16 protein-coding genes are annotated in these 16653 nt (G+C 63.1%); 14 read left to right on the forward strand and 2 right to left on the reverse strand.

The features are described 5' to 3' along the window. Positions 1–4 precede the first annotated feature (4 nt). The 14 genes from flhA to DK261_RS24770 all read left to right on the forward strand — a co-directional run bounded on the left by flhA (position 5) and on the right by DK261_RS24770 (position 14656). Positions 5–2134: a flagellar biosynthesis protein FlhA gene (gene flhA / locus DK261_RS24705; protein ID WP_009047714.1), complete on the forward strand. Its 2130-nt coding sequence runs from the start codon at positions 5–7 to the stop codon at positions 2132–2134. Between the two features lie 11 nt (positions 2135–2145). Beyond that, complete coding sequence (gene flhF, locus DK261_RS24710) at positions 2146–3462, forward strand: flagellar biosynthesis protein FlhF (RefSeq protein WP_009047715.1); 1317 nt, start codon at positions 2146–2148, stop codon at positions 3460–3462. A 118-nt stretch (positions 3463–3580) separates the two neighbouring features. After that, entirely contained in the window at positions 3581–4411 is an 831-nt protein-coding gene (fleN, locus tag DK261_RS24715; RefSeq protein ID WP_007922506.1) for a flagellar synthesis regulator FleN, read from the forward strand. Beyond that, the gene (gene fliA / locus DK261_RS24720) at positions 4408–5148 is read left to right on the forward strand and encodes an RNA polymerase sigma factor FliA (protein WP_007922505.1); all 741 of its coding nucleotides are present in this window, start codon (positions 4408–4410) and stop codon (positions 5146–5148) included. The genes fleN and fliA overlap by 4 nt, the downstream gene beginning before the upstream one ends. A gap of 160 nt (positions 5149–5308) precedes the next feature. Next, positions 5309–5680, forward strand: coding sequence for a chemotaxis response regulator CheY (locus DK261_RS24725; RefSeq protein WP_003183998.1), 372 nt, complete (start codon positions 5309–5311; stop codon positions 5678–5680). Positions 5681–5710: 30 nt separating this feature from the next. Further along, a complete protein-coding gene (locus DK261_RS24730) occupies positions 5711–6499 on the forward strand; it encodes a protein phosphatase CheZ (RefSeq protein WP_009042749.1) in 789 nt (262 codons plus the stop codon). Positions 6500–6779: 280 nt separating this feature from the next. After that, positions 6780–9059, forward strand: coding sequence for a chemotaxis protein CheA (locus DK261_RS24735; protein WP_110176688.1), 2280 nt, complete (start codon positions 6780–6782; stop codon positions 9057–9059). A 49-nt stretch (positions 9060–9108) separates the two neighbouring features. After that, positions 9109–10236 (forward strand): chemotaxis response regulator protein-glutamate methylesterase, encoded by a 1128-nt coding sequence (locus DK261_RS24740; RefSeq protein WP_053268494.1) that lies wholly within the window; start codon positions 9109–9111, stop codon positions 10234–10236. Next, entirely contained in the window at positions 10236–10976 is a 741-nt protein-coding gene (locus DK261_RS24745) for a flagellar motor protein (RefSeq protein ID WP_007922500.1), read from the forward strand. Before DK261_RS24740 ends, DK261_RS24745 begins: the two co-directional genes overlap by 1 nt. Positions 10977–10991: 15 nt before the next feature. Next, positions 10992–11876 carry a flagellar motor protein MotD gene (gene motD, locus DK261_RS24750; RefSeq protein WP_009047719.1) on the forward strand — a complete coding sequence of 295 codons (885 nt, stop codon included), beginning with the start codon at positions 10992–10994 and terminating at the stop codon, positions 11874–11876. Positions 11877–11926: 50 nt separating this feature from the next. Continuing rightward, on the forward strand, positions 11927–12715 hold the full coding sequence (locus DK261_RS24755) for a ParA family protein (protein WP_007922498.1): 789 nt from the start codon (positions 11927–11929) through the stop codon (positions 12713–12715). Between the two features lie 84 nt (positions 12716–12799). Next, positions 12800–13702 (forward strand): CheW domain-containing protein, encoded by a 903-nt coding sequence (locus tag DK261_RS24760; RefSeq protein ID WP_110176690.1) that lies wholly within the window; start codon positions 12800–12802, stop codon positions 13700–13702. Positions 13703–13780: 78 nt separating this feature from the next. Continuing rightward, positions 13781–14263, forward strand: coding sequence for a chemotaxis protein CheW (locus DK261_RS24765; RefSeq protein ID WP_007922496.1), 483 nt, complete (start codon positions 13781–13783; stop codon positions 14261–14263). Beyond that, positions 14264–14656 carry a DUF2802 domain-containing protein gene (locus DK261_RS24770; RefSeq protein WP_016702241.1) on the forward strand — a complete coding sequence of 131 codons (393 nt, stop codon included), beginning with the start codon at positions 14264–14266 and terminating at the stop codon, positions 14654–14656. A gap of 52 nt (positions 14657–14708) precedes the next feature. Here DK261_RS24770 and DK261_RS24775 read toward each other — a convergent pair whose 3' ends face one another. Then, a complete protein-coding gene (locus DK261_RS24775; protein WP_041987145.1) occupies positions 14709–15020 on the reverse strand; it encodes an EscU/YscU/HrcU family type III secretion system export apparatus switch protein in 312 nt (103 codons plus the stop codon). Continuing rightward, positions 15017–16588: a flagellar hook-length control protein FliK gene (locus DK261_RS24780; protein ID WP_110176692.1), complete on the reverse strand. Its 1572-nt coding sequence runs from the start codon at positions 16586–16588 to the stop codon at positions 15017–15019. Before DK261_RS24780 ends, DK261_RS24775 begins: the two co-directional genes overlap by 4 nt. Positions 16589–16653: the final 65 nt, after the last annotated feature.

Genomic DNA, 16653 nt, shown 5'->3' on the forward strand with positions numbered 1-16653 from the left:
ACCGGTGGATCGCTCTCAGTTAATCAGTACGGCTCGCACTAACCTGGCTGACCTCAGTCGGGGGAACCTGGGTGTGCCGCTGTTGCTGCTGGTCATGCTGGCCATGATGATGCTGCCGGTGCCGCCGTTCCTGCTGGATGTGTTCTTCACCTTCAACATCGCCCTGTCGATCGTCGTCCTGCTGGTCTGCGTGTATGCCTTGCGGCCGCTGGATTTCGCGGTATTCCCGACCATCCTGCTGGTGGCGACCCTGTTGCGCCTGGCGCTGAACGTGGCCTCCACACGGGTGGTGATGCTCCACGGCCAGGACGGTCACGCCGCCGCGGGCAAGGTGATCCAGGCCTTCGGCGAGGTGGTGATCGGCGGTAACTACGTGGTCGGTATCGTGGTGTTCGCGATCCTGATGATCATCAACTTCGTGGTGGTGACCAAGGGCGCCGGGCGGATTTCCGAGGTGAGCGCGCGTTTCACCCTCGATGCGATGCCGGGCAAGCAGATGGCTATCGACGCCGACCTCAACGCTGGCCTGATCGACCAGGCCCAGGCCAAGGCGCGCCGCCAGGAAGTGGCCCAGGAAGCCGAGTTCTACGGTTCCATGGACGGTGCCAGCAAGTTCGTCCGCGGTGACGCCATCGCCGGCCTGCTGATCCTGTTCATCAACCTGATCGGCGGCATGGCGGTCGGTATCTTCCAGCACCACATGTCCTTCGGCGATGCCGGCCGGGTCTACGCCTTGCTGACCATCGGTGACGGTTTGGTGGCGCAATTGCCATCGCTGCTGCTGTCCACCGCGGCCGCGATCATGGTGACCCGTGCTTCCGGTTCCGAAGACATGGGCAAGCAGATCAACCGGCAGATGTTCGCCTCGCCCCGGGCCCTGGCCGTCGCCGCCGGCCTGATGGCGGTGATGGGCCTGGTGCCGGGCATGCCGCACTTTTCCTTCCTGAGCATGGCGGCCCTGGCGGCCGGCGCCGCGTACCTGTTCTGGAAGCGCCAGAACGTGGTCAAGGTCAAGGCGCTGGAAGAGGTCAAGCGCCAGCAGGAACTGCTGCCTTCGCCGGCCCGCGCCATGGAAACCAAGGAGCTGGGCTGGGATGACGTGACCCAGATTGACATGATCGGCCTGGAAGTCGGCTATCGCCTGATTCCCCTGGTGGACCGCAACCAGGGTGGGCAGTTGCTGGCGCGGATCAAGGGCGTGCGCAAGAAGTTGTCCCAGGACCTCGGCTTCCTCATGCCGACCGTGCATATTCGCGACAACCTCGACCTGGCGCCCAGCGCTTACCGGCTGACGCTGATGGGGGTGATTCTGGCCGAGGCCGAGATCTATCCGGATCGCGAGCTGGCGATCAACCCGGGGCAGGTCTACGGCACGCTCAATGGCATCACCGCCAAAGATCCGGCCTTCGGCCTGGAGGCGGTGTGGATCGAGATCAGCCAGCGCGCCCAGGCGCAGTCGCTGGGCTACACCGTGGTCGACGCCAGTACCGTGGTCGCCACCCACCTCAACCAGATTCTGTACAAGCACTCCAGCGAGCTGATCGGCCACGAAGAAGTCCAGCAGCTCCTGCAACTGCTGGCCAAGGGCTCGCCGAAGCTGGCGGAGGAACTGGTGCCGGGCGTTCTGTCGTTGTCCCAGCTGCTCAAGGTGCTGCAGGCGCTGCTGGCCGAACAGGTGCCGGTGCGCGATATCCGCAGCATTGCCGAAGCCATCGCGAACAATGCCGCCAAGAGTCAAGATACTGCCGCTTTGGTGGCCGCAGTGCGTGTCGGATTGTCGCGCGCCATCGTGCAAAGCATTGTAGGGACTGAGTCCGAGCTGCCTGTGATCACCTTGGAGCCCAGGTTGGAACAGATTTTGCTCAATAGTCTGCAGAAGGCAGGACAAGGCTCGGAAGAGGGTGTTCTGTTGGAGCCAAGCATGGCTGAGAAGCTGCAGCGTTCGTTGATCGAAGCCGCGCAGCGCCAGGAAATGCAAGGTCAACCGGTGATTCTGTTGGTAGCCGGTCCGGTCCGCGCGATGCTCTCGCGGTTTGGACGCCTGGCAGTCCCGGGCTTGCACGTGTTGGCTTACCAGGAAATCCCTGACAACAAGCAAGTGACCATCGTTGCGACAGTAGGGCCCAACGGCTGAGGTAGTGGGTTATGCAAGTTAAGCGTTTTTTCGCCGCCGATATGCGTCAGGCCATGAAGCTGGTTCGTGATGAGCTGGGCGCCGACGCCGCCATCATTGGCAATCGCCGCATCGCCGGCGGTGTCGAGCTGACGGCTGCCCTGGATTACAAGCTGTCGGCGCTGGCGCCCCGGGTTCCGAACATGGAACTCGAGGACGAACTGCGCAAGACTCAGTCGCGCATCGTCACCGCCCAGGCCGAACTGAGCCTACGTGGCGATGGCGACGGCAGCACCAATCGCCAGCTGTTCGCCGGCCTGCCGCTGACCGCCGCCGAGCCACTGATCGAACCGACGTTCAACGAGCCCCATCGCCCGGCCCCGGTGGCCGCCGCGCCGGCTGTCGATCAGCGGGCACTGGACTCGATGCGTTTTGAACTCAACGGCCTGCGCGAGCTGCTGGAAGTCCAGCTCGGCTCCCTGGCCTGGAGCCAGCTGCAAGGCAGCCGGCCCGAGCAGGCCAACCTCTGGCGGCGCCTGCAGCGTATCGGTTTGTCCGGTCCGCTGGCCCGCGACCTGCTGGCGCTGATCACAGAAATCGACGAGCCCCGCCAGGCCTGGCGCATGCTCCTGGCCCACCTGGCGCGGATGATCGTGACCCCGGAAGTCGAGCCGTTGGAAGAGGGCGGTGTGATCGCCATGGTCGGCCCTGCCGGCATGGGCAAGACCACCACCCTGGCCAAGCTGGCGGCCCGTTACGTGCTCAAGTACGGCGCGCAGAACATCGCGCTGGTGAGCATGGACAGCTACCGCATCGGCGCCCAGGAGCAGCTCAAGACCCTGGGCCGGATCCTCAATGTCTCGGTGACCCATGTCGATCCGGGCCAATCCCTGGCGCAAGCCCTCGATCCGCTGCTGCGCAAACGCGTGGTGCTGATCGACACCGCCGGCCTGCAAGCCAGCGACCCGGCCCTGCGCATGCAGCTGGAAAGTCTGGCCGGACGCGGGATCCGGGCAAAAAATTATCTGGTATTGGCAACCACCAGCCAGAAACAGGTTCTAACCGCCGCGTACCACAGCTACAAGCGTTGCGGGCTGGCCGGCTGCATCCTGACTAAACTGGATGAAACCGCCAGCCTTGGTGAGGTGTTGAGCCTGGCGATCAGTCACGAACTCCCCGTTGCCTATCTGACCGATGGCCCACGGATTCCGGACGATTTGCACTTGCCACGCCGTCATCAGCTGGTCAGTCGTGCGGTGAGCGTGCAGATGCAGGAAGAACCCAGCGAAGAAGCCATGGCTGACATGTTCGCTGACCTCTACCACAACCCGACCAAGCGGGTTGGCTGAGGGAATCATGAAAAGATTGCAATGTACCTACATCGATGGTCTGCCAGGCATTGTTCCGTTAGTGAACGCGCAGCCAGTTATGTGGCCCCGTCTAAGTAAGACAAGGTAAAGAACGAACATGGGCAGCATGCATCCCGTACAGGTGATCGCGGTGACCGGCGGCAAAGGTGGCGTCGGCAAGACTAACGTGTCAGTGAACTTGTCCCTGGCCCTAGCGGAGCTCGGCCGGCGCGTCATGCTGCTGGACGCCGACCTGGGTCTGGCTAACGTCGACGTGCTATTGGGGCTGACCCCCAAACGGACCCTCGCCGACGTGATCGAAGGCCGCTGCGAGCTGCGCGATGTGCTGCTGCAGGGGCCGGGTGGAATCCGTATCGTGCCGGCGGCGTCCGGCACCCAGAGCATGGTTCATCTGAGCCCGGCGCAGCATGCCGGCCTGATCCAGGCCTTCAGCGACATTGGCGACAACCTCGATGTGCTGGTGATCGACACCGCTGCCGGCATCGGCGACTCGGTGGTCAGCTTCGTCCGCGCCGCTCAGGAAGTCCTGCTGGTGGTCTGCGACGAGCCGACCTCGATCACCGACGCCTACGCGCTGATCAAGCTGCTCAACCGCGACTACGGCATGAACCGCTTCCGCGTGCTCGCCAACATGGCGCAGAGCCCGCAGGAAGGCCGCAACCTGTTCGCCAAGTTGACCAAGGTCACGGACCGCTTCCTGGACGTGGCCCTACAATATGTCGGCGCCGTGCCTTACGACGAATGCGTGCGCAAGGCCGTGCAAAAGCAGCGTGCGGTCTATGAAGCGTTTCCGCGTTCGAAGTGCGCGCTGGCGTTCAAGGCCATTGCGCAGAAAGTCGATACCTGGCCGTTGCCGGCCAACCCACGTGGACATCTGGAATTTTTCGTCGAGCGGCTAGTGCATCAGACAGCGGGACCGGTGCTATGAGCGCCAGCGGCTACAACCTTTACAAAAAGTCGGCACGCGACAGCCAGTACGAATTGATCGAGCGTTATGCGCCCCTGGTCAAGCGTATTGCCTATCACCTGCTGGCGCGCCTGCCGGCCAGTGTCCAGGTCGAGGACCTGATCCAGGCCGGGATGATCGGCCTGCTCGAGGTGTCGACCAAGTACGACGCGAGCAAGGGCGCGAGTTTCGAGACGTACGCGGGTATCCGTATCCGTGGTGCGATGCTCGATGAGGTCCGTAAAGGTGACTGGGCGCCGCGTTCGGTACATCGCAATACCCGGATGGTGAGCGATGCCATTCGCGCAATTGAAGCTAAAACCGGTCGTGACGCTAAAGATCATGAAGTTGCGGCCGAACTTCAATTGAGTCTCGACGATTATTACGGGATTTTGAACGACACCTTGGGCAGTCGCCTGTTCAGCTTCGACGACCTGTTGCAGGACGGCGAGCATGAAGGGCTGCATGAGGATGGCGCGAGTGCTCATCTCGAGCCGTCGCGCGACCTGGAGGACGAACGTTTCCAGGCTGCGCTGGCGGACGCGATTGCCAATTTGCCGGAGCGTGAGCGACTGGTCTTGGCGCTGTACTACGACGAAGAGCTGAACCTCAAGGAAATCGGTGAGGTCCTGGGGGTCAGCGAATCGCGGGTCAGCCAGTTACACAGCCAGTGCGCGGCCCGTTTGCGGGGGCGTTTGGGAGAGTGGCGAGCGCGCTGACAGGCAGTGTGGGGGACACTGCGGACGAGACTGGCACGACGTTGCCGGCCTCGCGGTGTGTATTCCATGCAGTCGTTGAGTGCTCTGCCTGATTGATTGAATGGCGCGTTCAGGTGCTGGACGCGTTTAAGACTGCTTGGAGGTCGAATTGGACAAGAACATGAAAATCCTCATCGTTGATGACTTCTCAACGATGCGGCGGATCATAAAAAACCTGTTGCGTGACCTGGGTTTCACCAACACGGTCGAGGCTGACGATGGCACCACCGCCATTCCGGTCCTCAACAGTGGGAGCATCGACTTTCTGGTAACGGACTGGAACATGCCTGGCATGACCGGTATCGATCTGCTGCGCCATGTGCGCGCCGATGAAAAACTCAAGCACCTGCCGGTACTCATGGTGACCGCTGAAGCCAAGCGCGAACAGATCATCGAAGCTGCCCAGGCCGGCGTAAACGGCTATGTGGTCAAGCCCTTCACGGCCCAGGCGTTGAAAGAAAAGATCGAGAAGATCTTCGAACGCATCGGTTGAGATGTGGAACCATTCCGCCACGGGGGAGCTATGGAGCACAACGAATCTTCATTGGGCGATTTTGAATCGACCCTGAAAAAACACGCACTCGAACTGGTCGACAGCCTTGAAAAAGGCAAGTTCGGCGAAGCCGTGCAACTGATCCATGAGCTCAACCAGACCCGTGACCGCGGCCTGTACCAGGAAGTCGGCAAGCTCACCCGCGAGCTGCATAGCGCCATCGTCAATTTCCAGATTGACCCGCATATGCCGCAAGCCGAGGAAGTTTCACAGATCACGGATGCCACCGAGCGCCTGTCCTATGTGGTCAGGCTGACCGAGGCCGCGGCCAACCGCACCATGGATCTGGTCGAGAGCGCCACCCCGTTGGTCAATGGCCTGAGCAGCGAAGCCCAGGCCCTGAGCGCCGACTGGGGACGTTTCATGCGTCGCGAACTGGGCGCCGAAGAATTCCGCGACCTGGCCCGCCGGGTGGACGGTTTCCTGACCCGCAGCGAGCAAGAGACGCGGGCGGTATCGAGCAACCTCAACGACATTCTGCTGGCGCAGGACTACCAGGACCTGACCGGTCAGGTGATCAAGCGCGTGACCCAGTTGGTCACCGAAGTCGAGAGCAACCTGCTCAAACTGGTCCTGATGGCCAGCCAGGTCGATCGTTTTGCCGGCATCGAACATGACCGTGAATCGATCCTCGCTGAAAAAGATCCGCAAAAACATCTGGCCAAGGGTGAAGGTCCGCAGATTCATGCCGATAAACGTGAAGACGTTGTATCCGGTCAGGACGATGTCGACGATTTGCTTTCCAGCCTTGGATTTTAGGTCGTGACGACGGTTAATGACGGTCGCGCCGCCGCCCCGCAAGGCGCAAGACTAGGCACGAGGAGAGTGGTTTGGTTTTTCCAAATGAGCGACGAGTAACGACGGATTGCGCCTTGCGGGGCGCGGCCCGAAGGGTTGGAACTGTGAGCGCGCCATGCGGCGTTGCGAGACTCGGCAAGGAAACGACCCTTGCCAGCGTCTCGCGCCTTGCCTGGCACGCTCACAGTTCCAACGCGATCCGTCATTAACCGTCATCACGACCTAGTAGGAGCACCCATACATGAGCTTCGGCGCCGATGAAGAAATCCTTCAGGATTTTCTGGTTGAGGCCGGCGAGATTCTAGAGCAACTGTCCGAACAACTGGTCGAGCTGGAAAGCCGGCCGGACGATGCGGATCTGCTCAACGCAATTTTTCGCGGTTTTCACACTGTAAAAGGGGGCGCCGGCTTCCTCCAGCTCAACGAGCTGGTGGAGTGCTGCCACATCGCCGAGAACGTGTTCGACATCCTGCGCAAGGGTGAGCGTCGCGTCGACGCGGAACTGATGGACGTGGTGCTCGAAGCACTGGACGCGGTGAACGGCATGTTCGGCCAGGTGCGCGAGCGTACCGAGATCACCGCCGCCACTCCGGAACTGCTGGCGGCCCTGGCCCGCCTGGCCGAGCCTGCCGGAGCCGAGGAGGTCGCCGCGCCGGTGGCCGAGGTTGAGACAGTTGTTGAGCCGGTTGCCGAATCGGCCGAAAGCGAGTCCGGCGATATCACCGACAGCGAGTTCGAGCAGCTGCTCGATTCGCTCAATGCCGCCAAGGCCGAGGCCGAAGCACCGGCCGCTGTTGCCCCCACTGCGCCCGCGGCCGGTGGCGAAGCAGCCAGCGACGAAATTACCGACGCCGAGTTCGAATCGCTGCTCGACCAATTGCATGGCAAGGGCCAGTTCGCACCGGATGCGGTGGCACCTTCGGCCACGGCGCCTGCCGCGGAAAAATCCGCGGCCAGCGACGAAATCACCGATGACGAATTCGAAGCACTGCTGGATCAGTTGCACGGCAAAGGCAACTTTGCGGTAGAGGCGCTGGATTCCGCAGTGGCCGCGGCGGTACCGCCGGCTGCACCGAGTGCGGCCGCCGCCGGTAGCGACCTGATCACCGACCAGGAATTCGAATCCCTGCTCGACGAGCTGCATGGCAAGGGCAAGTTCTCTGAAGTAGCGGCTGCTGCCGCGACCAAGGGGAGCGCAACGGCGGTCACGGCTTCGGCGCCTGCCGCTGTCGCCAAGCCGGCAGTGAAGAAAGCCGAAGCCAAGGTCGAAGCACCGAAACCGGCAGCCGCCGCTGCTCCGGCACCTGCTCGTGCTCCGGCAGCCGCCCCGGCGGAAAAGCCGGTCAGCGAAGCTGAAACCACGGTGCGGGTCGATACCGCGCGGCTGGACGAAATCATGAACATGGTCGGCGAGCTGGTGCTGGTGCGTAACCGCCTGGTGCGCCTGGGGCTCAACAGCGGCGACGAAGCCATGTCCAAGGCCGTGTCGAACCTCGACGTGGTCACGGCCGACTTGCAGACCGCGGTGATGAAGACCCGGATGCAGCCGATCAAGAAGGTCTTCGGGCGCTTCCCGCGCCTGGTTCGCGACCTGGCCCGCCAGCTCAAGAAAGAGATCAACCTGGAGCTGGTCGGCGAAGAGACCGACCTCGACAAGAACCTCGTCGAGGCCCTGGCCGACCCGCTGGTGCACTTGGTGCGCAACGCCGTCGACCACGGTATCGAGTCGCCGGAAGAGCGCGAGGAGGCGGGCAAGTCCCGTGGCGGCAAGGTGGTGCTGGCGGCCGAGCAGGAAGGCGACCACATCCTGCTGTCGATCTCCGATGACGGCAAAGGCATGGACCCGAACGTCCTGCGCGCCATTGCGGTCAAGCGTGGGGTGATGGACAAGGATGCCGCCGATCGCCTGAGTGACACCGAGTGCTACAACCTGATCTTCGCCCCGGGCTTCTCGACCAAGACCGAGATCTCCGATGTGTCCGGCCGCGGTGTGGGCATGGACGTGGTGAAGACCAAGATTTCCCAGCTCAACGGTTCGATCAACATCTACTCGACCAAGGGCCAGGGCTCGAAGATCGTCATCAAGGTGCCGCTGACCCTGGCGATCATGCCGACCCTGATGGTGATGCTGGGCAACCAGGCTTTCGCCTTCCCGCTGGTCAACGTCAACGAAATCTTCCACCTGGACCTGTCGCGCACCAACGTGGTCGACGGCCAGGAGGTGGTGATCGTTCGCGACAAGGCGCTGCCACTGTTCTACCTCAAGCGCTGGCTGGTCAGTTCCGCGGCTCACGAAGAGCAGCGCGAAGGCCACGTGGTGATCCTTTCGGTCGGCACCCAGCGGATCGGCTTCGTCGTCGATCAACTGGTCGGCCAGGAAGAAGTCGTCATCAAGCCACTGGGCAAGATGCTCCAGGGAACTCCGGGCATGTCTGGCGCCACCATCACCGGTGACGGCCGCATCGCCCTGATTCTCGATGTTCCGAGCATGCTCAAGCGTTACGCCGCACGGCGTATTTGAATACCGGAGGGGCGGGGCCATTTGCCTTGCCCCGCCTAACGGAGTGTTTATGGCAGTCAAGGTCCTGGTGGTGGATGATTCGGGTTTTTTCCGCCGCCGCGTCTCGGAAATTCTTTCAGCGGATATCAATATCCAGGTCGTCGGTACCGCGACCAACGGTAAAGAGGCGATCGATCAGGCTCTGGCGCTCAAGCCGGACGTGATCACCATGGACTACGAGATGCCGATGATGGATGGCATCACGGCGGTGCGGCACATCATGCAGCGCTGCCCGACGCCGGTATTGATGTTCTCCTCGCTGACCCATGAAGGCGCCCGGGTGACCCTGGATGCGCTGGATGCCGGTGCGGTGGATTTCCTGCCGAAGAACTTCGAAGACATCTCGCGCAATCCCGAGAAGGTCAAGCAACTGCTGTGCGAGAAGGTCCACAGCATCTCGCGCAGTAACCGTCGTTTCAGCAGCTACAGCGCGCCGGCGCCACAACCGGCGGCGGCACCTGCGCCTGCTCCATCGAGCTCCAGCAGTTTCAGCGGCACGGCCCCGGCGCGTCCGGCTCCGGCGCCGGTTCCTGCCCGCGCGGCAGCCACTGGCTCGTCGGCGGCCCCCAAGCGCAAGGCCTACAAGCTGGTGGCCATCGGTACTTCCACCGGTGGCCCGGTGGCCCTGCAGCGGGTGCTGACCCAGTTGCCGGCCAACTTCCCGGCGCCGATCGTGCTGATCCAGCACATGCCGGCGGCCTTCACCAAGGCGTTCGCCGAGCGCCTGGACAAGCTCTGCCGGATCAGTGTCAAGGAAGCCGAGGATGGCGACATCCTGCGTCCGGGCCTGGCGCTGCTGGCACCGGGTGGCAAGCAGATGATGGTCGACGGCCGTGGCGCGGTGAAAATCCTCCCTGGCGACGAGCGTCTGAACTACAAGCCGTGCGTGGACATCACCTTCGGTTCGGCGGCCAAGTCCTACGGTGACAAAGTTCTGGCGGTGGTGCTCACCGGCATGGGCGCCGACGGTCGCGAAGGCGCGCGCCTGCTCAAGCAGGGCGGCAGCGCGGTCTGGGCCCAGGATGAAGCGAGCTGCGTGATCTACGGGATGCCGATGGCGATCGTCAAGGCGGAGCTGGCGGATGCGGTGTACGGCCTGGACGACATCGGCAAGCACCTGGTCGAGGCCTGTCTCTGATGGATGTGCTAAGCCTCATCGGGATCATCATGGCGTTCGTCGCCATCATCGGTGGCAACTACCTGGAAGGCGGTCATCTGTCGGCCCTGGCCAATGGTCCGGCGGCGCTGATCGTGCTGGGCGGGACCATCGGTGCGGCGTTGCTGCAGTCGCCGCTGAGCGCCTTCAAGCGGGCCATGCAGATCCTTGGCTGGATCCTGTTCCCGCCGCGGGTCGACCTGCCTGGCGGCATCGATCGCGTCGTCAACTGGAGCCTGACCGCCCGCAAGGAAGGCCTGCTGGGCCTGGAAGGCGTGGCGGATGCCGAGCCCGACACCTACTCGCGCAAGGGCCTGCAACTGCTGGTGGACGGCGCCGAGCCGGAATCCATCCGCAGCATCCTGGAAGTGGATTTCTACACCCAGGAAAGCCGTGACATCGAAGCGGCCAAAGTCTTCGAAAGTATGGGCGGCTACGCGCCGACCATCGGCATCATCGGTGCGGTCATGGGCCTGATCCATGTCATGGGCAACCTGGCCGACCCGTCGCAGCTGGGCAGCGGTATCGCCGTGGCCTTCGTCGCGACCATCTACGGCGTGGCCAGCGCCAACCTGGTGTTGTTGCCGATCGCCGCCAAGCTCAAGTCCATAGCCTTGCGGCAGTCGCGTTATCGCGAAATGTTGCTTGAAGGAATCCTGTCGATTGCCGAAGGTGAAAACCCTCGTTCCATTGAGTTGAAGCTGCAAGGCTTCATGGATTGATGGGAGTAATGGACTATGTCCCGTCGTCGCCGGCATGAAGAACATGTCAACCATGAACGTTGGCTGGTGTCCTACGCGGACTTCATCACCTTGCTGTTCGCCTTTTTCGTGGTCATGTACTCGATCTCCTCGATCAACGAGGGCAAGTACAAGGTCATTTCCGAAGCGCTGATCGGTGTGTTCACCGACTCGGACCGCGCCCTCAAGCCGATTCCCATCGGTGAGGAGCGGCCCCAGACCGTGACCCCGGCCAAGCCGCTGGTCAAGGACAGCGAGCAGACCGATGCCGGTATCGCCGGCGCCAGCGACCCGCTGAAAAGCATCGCCGACGATATCAGCGCAGCCTTTGGCGACCTGATCAGCTCCAACCAGATGACCGTGCGCGGCAATGAGCTGTGGGTCGAGATCGAACTCAACTCCAGCCTGTTGTTCGGCAGCGGCGATGCCATGCCCAGCGACCTGGCGTTCAACATCATCGACAAGGTGGCGGCGATCCTCAAACCCTTCGACAACCCGATTCACGTCGAGGGTTTTACCGACAACCAGCCGATCCAGACTGCGCAGTACCCGACCAACTGGGAGCTGTCGTCGGCCCGTTCGGCGAGCATCGTGCGGATGCTGGCGATGCAGGGGGTCAATCCGCAGCGCCTGGCGTCGGTCGGCTACGGCGAGTTCCAGCCGGTAGCCAATAACGCGACGGCCGATGGCCGTGCCCGCAACCGTCGGGTGGTGCTGGTGGTGTCGCGCAATCTCGATGTACGCCGCAGCCTGACAGGCACCGGCACCGCCCATGCAACACCGGATGCGGCATTGAAGCGGGCTGGCACACAAACTGCACCTACGCCAGTCAAGACGCCGGGACGCGAGAGTGCCGTCAATTCTCCGTCACCGGCTTTATAACTGGGTGCTATTTCTCGGTCGGCCCGCGCCTGCCGGGAGGAACAATCTGAATGAGAGTCTGGGCAGTTGCCAATCAAAAGGGTGGCGTCGGTAAGACCACCAGTTCCATCGCTTTAGCCGGGTTGCTGGCCGAGGCGGGCAAGCGCGTGGTCGTGGTCGATCTCGACCCCCACGGCTCCATGACCAGCTATTTCGGCTATGACCCCGACAGCCTGGAGCACAGTAACTACGACCTGTTCCTGCACAAGGGCAGCGTTCCCGAGGGCTTGCCCGGGCAGTTGCTGCTGTCGACCAGCGACGAACGTATTTCCCTGCTGCCATCGAGCACCGCACTCGCCACCCTGGAACGCCAGTCGCCGGGGCAGAGCGGCCTGGGCCTGGTGATCGCCAAGAGCCTGGCGCAGCTGTGGCAGGATTTCGACTATGCGGTGATCGACAGCCCGCCGTTGCTCGGCGTGCTGATGGTCAATGCCTTGGCGGCGAGCCAGCAACTGGTGATCCCGGTGCAGACCGAGCACCTGGCGGTCAAGGGCCTGGAGCGCATGGTCAATACCTTGGCGATGATTAACCGCTCGCGCAAACAGGCGCTGCCGTTCAGCATCGTGCCGACCCTGTTCGACCGCCGGACCCAGGCGTCCCTGGGCACCTTGCGGGTGTTGCGCGACAAGTTCCCGGATGAGATCTGGCAGGGCTACATCCCGGTCGACACACGCCTGCGCGATGCCAGCCGGGCCGGGCTGACGCCTTCGCAGTTCGACGGCAAGAGCCGTGGCGTACTGGCCTATCGCGCCTTGCTCAAGCACTTGCTGGCCCAGCAACTTGTCCCGCAGGTGGCCTGACGTGGCGGAGCATTCAAGTCTGCTGCCGGTCTGGCCGATAAACCCTACAGGTCACTGTGCTGGGTTTTATCCGTGGGCATCCTCATGAACCGTCCTGTCGACGTTACGTCCCGGCCGCAGCTGGCGCTGCAGTCCTACCTGGACGCGTTGCTGCAGGACGCCACCGAAGAAGAATTCGCGGTTCCCGAAGCACTGCCGCAGGTTCAGGCAGCGGTAGAAGCAGTAGCGGTGTCGAGCGAAGTCCTGGATGAGTTCCAGGCCGCGGTGCTCGAAGAACAGGCTCGCGATGCCCGGGTCCAGCGTACGCCGCCAGCCGCGGCTGTAGTCGCGCCGGTAGCGCCGGTCGAGGAATCCGTGGTCGTCCCCGTGCTGGAGGCGCCCGCGCCATTACCGGCCACCTTGTCGACCGTTGCGCCCTTGCTGCAAGGCCTGGTCGAGCCGGTGGTCGAGGTGCATCGGCCACCCAGCAGCACGCCACCCCCGGTGGCGGGTGACGACCGGCCGAGCTGGGCGGCGGAACCCTTCGAGTGCCTGCTGTTCGATGTCGCCGGGTTGACCCTGGCGGTGCCGCTGGTCTGCCTGGGGTCGATTTACTCTCTGGCGGGGCATGAACTGACGCCGTTGTTCGGCCAGCCGGAATGGTTCCTCGGGATCCTGCCGAGCCAGGCCGGCAACCTGAAGGTGCTGGATACCGCGCGCTGGGTGATGCCCGACCGCTACCGCGACGACTTCCGCCAGGGCCTGCAATACGTGATCTCGGTCCAGGGCTACGAGTGGGGGCTGGCGGTGCATCAGGTCAGCCGCTCGTTGCGCCTGGACCCGAACGAAATCAAATGGCGCAGCCACCGTGGCCAGCGGCCATGGCTGGCGGGTACGGTCATCGAGCACATGTGCGCGCTGCTGGACGTTTCCGAGCTGGCCGAGCTGATCGCCAGCGGCGGGGCGAAACACATGGCTATCAGCAAACCGGCGCCGAAGCCGATATAGACCAACAACAGGCTGCGCCGACGGTGCAGCCACACAGAACACACACCGTTTCCAACGGTTTTTTGAGGGGTCAGGGGTATGAATAAGTCGTCGTCTGCACAGAGTTCCGAAGATCCGATCCTGCAATGGGTAACCTTCAAGCTGGATAACGAGTCCTACGGCATCAACGTGATGCGCGTCCAGGAAGTCCTGCGCTACACCGAGATCGCACCGGTGCCGGGTGCCCCGAGCTACGTGCTGGGCATCATCAACCTGCGCGGCAACGTGGTGACCGTGATCGACACCCGCCAGCGTTTCGGCCTGGTGCCGACCGAAGTCAACGACAACACCCGCATCGTGATTATCGAAGCCGACAAGCAAGTGGTCGGGATCATGGTCGACAGCGTGGCGGAAGTGGTTTACCTGCGTCAGTCGGAAGTCGAGACCGCACCGAACGTCGGTAACGAAGAGTCGGCCAAGTTCATCCAGGGCGTGTGCAACAAGAACGGCGAGCTGCTGATTCTGGTTGAGCTGGACAAGATGATGAGCGAAGAAGAGTGGTCGGAACTGGAGAGTATCTGATTGATTCTCGAGGTTGCGGTTATTGTCCTGTTCCTCTTTTGGGCAGGCACGCTGGCGATGTTCCTGGCCTACATCCGCGCTCAGCGGCAGATCGCCGCCCAGCAGGCCCATGGCGATGCGCTGCGCGATCAGCGCATCAAGGATCTGGCCAAGCGCGTCGACGATTACCAGAACGGTACGGTGCGCATGGGCGAGGACCTGCATGAGCTGCGCGCGGTGGTCGGCCCGTTGCCGGACAAGCTGGCCCAGCTGGAGCAGCGCGATCCGTCGAGCCTGTCCTTCGCCCAGGCCGCGCGCCTGGTGGGCATGGGCGCCAGCGTCGACGAACTCACTCAGTCCTGCGGCTTGACCCAGGCCGAGGCCGAGTTGATGAGCAAGTTGCACAAAGGCTAGCTGCAAGTTACAAGCTACAAGTTTTTAGCTTGCGGCTTGCAGCTTGCAGCTTTCAACTACTTCTCTTCTCCAGCGCCGCTTCCTGCGGCTCATGCCCGGCCGGGAACTTGCCTTTGAGATTCCAGGCGAAGGCGATGATTTCGGCAATGGTCCGATACAACTCTTCGGGAATGCTGTCGCCCAGTTCCATGCGCGCCAGCAGTTTCACCAGTTCGGCGTTCTCATAGATCGGCACTTCATAGTCGCGGGCGATTTTCAGGATGGCTTCGGCCAGTTCGTCGTCGCCCTTGGCGGTCAGCGTGGGGGCGTGCTGGCCGTCGTACTTGAGGGCGATGGCCTGGCGTGGCGGGTTGGGATTATTCATGCTGTTTCATCGACCCAGCGTTGTTCCAGTCGGGTTTTCGGACCTTGCGGCGGCGTGCCGAGATGGCAGTCCAGGTCGCCGACATCCAGGCCGGACGCCAGCAGCCGTTCACGCAGGCTGCCCAGATGGCTTTCGATCAGGCTCGCGGTAAACGGTCGCTCGGCCCAGAGCTGGCTGGACAGGCGGCCCTTGAGCAATTGCGCCTGCACCTGCAGCGGGCCCAGGGGTTCGAGGTCGAACGCCAGTTCGACGCGCCACAGCTGCTGCTTCGGTTCGCGTTCCTGGCGTTTTTCCTCGGGCGGTTTTTCCGCCGGGTCTTCGCGCTGGAACTTGACCTGCAAGGGCACGACGTCCTGCATCGTGCGCATCGGGATTTCCAGTTGCCAGGTGGTCAGCAGCCGGCCGTCATCGGTCAGGCCGCTCTGTTCCAGGCTCGCCAGCTGATGGCTCTGCAAGCGCGAAACAGCGGCCGCGGCCAGGCGCAGCAGATGTTCCAGGTCGCCTTCCTCTTCGAGGCTTTGCAGCAGCCGCGAGGGCAGGGGGAAACCGCCCGGCTGGGGCCTGGCGCTGACCTGGCCGAGGGTACCCAGGGCGCTGCGGACAAAGCTCGGCAGCACCTGGGCCAGGGTATTGGCGGCAATGATCGCGTTGAAACTGGTGCTGCTCGGCAGGCCCGGCGTCATCTGGGCGATCAGCCGTAGCAGGTTGCCTTTCAGGTCGCCGGCCAGGGCCGGATTGTCACCGGCCAGCAGCCGTGATTCGAGGAAGGCGCCGCTGTTGCCCAGGGCCTGGGCCAGCGCCTTGGGGTTGCTCAGTTGCTGCAGGTCGGGCAGGCCGGCGAGCAGCTTGTCCACCGCGGCACGCAGCTCGCTGGAGGTACTGTCGGACGGCGGCAGATTCTGCAAGGTATTGATCAGGCCGGTCAGCGAGGCCTGGCGGCTTTGCTGGGTGGCCAGTTGCTGGGCGATCGCCAGTTGCTCCTGGCGCCCGCTCAGCTGAACGAAGTTCAAGCTCTGTGAGCCCTGCACCAGGGCGCTCAGCAGGCTGCCGATGCGCAAGGGCTGCGGGCTGTCGATGCTCAGGGTGCTGCCGCTCAGGGCGGTGTTGAGCAGACTCACCAGCGAGCGGTAGACCGCCGGTTGTCCGGCTGCCTGGGGTTGCAGCTGGGTGGTCAGCACCTTGCCTTGCAGCAGGGTGCCCACTGGAAGCTGCGCGGTGTCGATACGGGTCAGGGTGGCGACGCTGGCGGCAATCGCCTGCTGCACGGTGATGGCCAGGTTGCCGGCCGACGGCTGGGTCACCGCCAGGCTGGTGCCCAGGGGCAGCGGCTGGCTGCTGGTGGCCTGGACGGTGGTCTGCCGGCCGCTGTCGAGGGTCAGCTTGAGCAACAGCTGGAACGTCTGGTCCGCCTGCTTGAGCGACAGCACTTCGGCCTTGGCCGATTGGCCGGCGGCGATCAGGCCTTCCAGCGGCTGCAGCAATTTGAGCAGCTCACCGCTGATCGGCAGCGCGCGCACGGTTCCCGGCGTCAGCTGTGGCAGCGGAGGAAGGGTGATTTCGCCTGTCATCTGGACACAACCTGTGGAGAAATAAGCCCTCTTGAGAGTAGGGCATCGCATGTATAATGCCGCCC

The sequence above is a fragment of the Pseudomonas sp. RW409 genome (assembly GCF_003184125.1).
Lineage (GTDB): Bacteria > Pseudomonadota > Gammaproteobacteria > Pseudomonadales > Pseudomonadaceae > Aquipseudomonas > Aquipseudomonas chlororaphis_I.

Coding starts and splice junctions, on each gene's coding strand:
- flhF (WP_009047715.1), top strand. CDS start 2,146: ATGCAAGTTAAGCGTTTTTTCGCCGCCGATATGCGTCAGGCCATGAAG.
- fleN (WP_007922506.1), top strand. CDS start 3,581: ATGGGCAGCATGCATCCCGTACAGGTGATCGCGGTGACCGGCGGCAAA.
- fliA (WP_007922505.1), top strand. CDS start 4,408: ATGAGCGCCAGCGGCTACAACCTTTACAAAAAGTCGGCACGCGACAGC.
- DK261_RS24725 (WP_003183998.1), top strand. CDS start 5,309: ATGAAAATCCTCATCGTTGATGACTTCTCAACGATGCGGCGGATCATA.
- DK261_RS24730 (WP_009042749.1), top strand. CDS start 5,711: ATGGAGCACAACGAATCTTCATTGGGCGATTTTGAATCGACCCTGAAA.
- DK261_RS24735 (WP_110176688.1), top strand. CDS start 6,780: ATGAGCTTCGGCGCCGATGAAGAAATCCTTCAGGATTTTCTGGTTGAG.
- DK261_RS24740 (WP_053268494.1), top strand. CDS start 9,109: ATGGCAGTCAAGGTCCTGGTGGTGGATGATTCGGGTTTTTTCCGCCGC.
- DK261_RS24745 (WP_007922500.1), top strand. CDS start 10,236: ATGGATGTGCTAAGCCTCATCGGGATCATCATGGCGTTCGTCGCCATC.
- motD (WP_009047719.1), top strand. CDS start 10,992: ATGTCCCGTCGTCGCCGGCATGAAGAACATGTCAACCATGAACGTTGG.
- DK261_RS24755 (WP_007922498.1), top strand. CDS start 11,927: ATGAGAGTCTGGGCAGTTGCCAATCAAAAGGGTGGCGTCGGTAAGACC.
- DK261_RS24760 (WP_110176690.1), top strand. CDS start 12,800: ATGAACCGTCCTGTCGACGTTACGTCCCGGCCGCAGCTGGCGCTGCAG.
- DK261_RS24765 (WP_007922496.1), top strand. CDS start 13,781: ATGAATAAGTCGTCGTCTGCACAGAGTTCCGAAGATCCGATCCTGCAA.
- DK261_RS24775 (WP_041987145.1), bottom strand. CDS start 15,020: ATGAATAATCCCAACCCGCCACGCCAGGCCATCGCCCTCAAGTACGAC.
- DK261_RS24780 (WP_110176692.1), bottom strand. CDS start 16,588: ATGACAGGCGAAATCACCCTTCCTCCGCTGCCACAGCTGACGCCGGGA.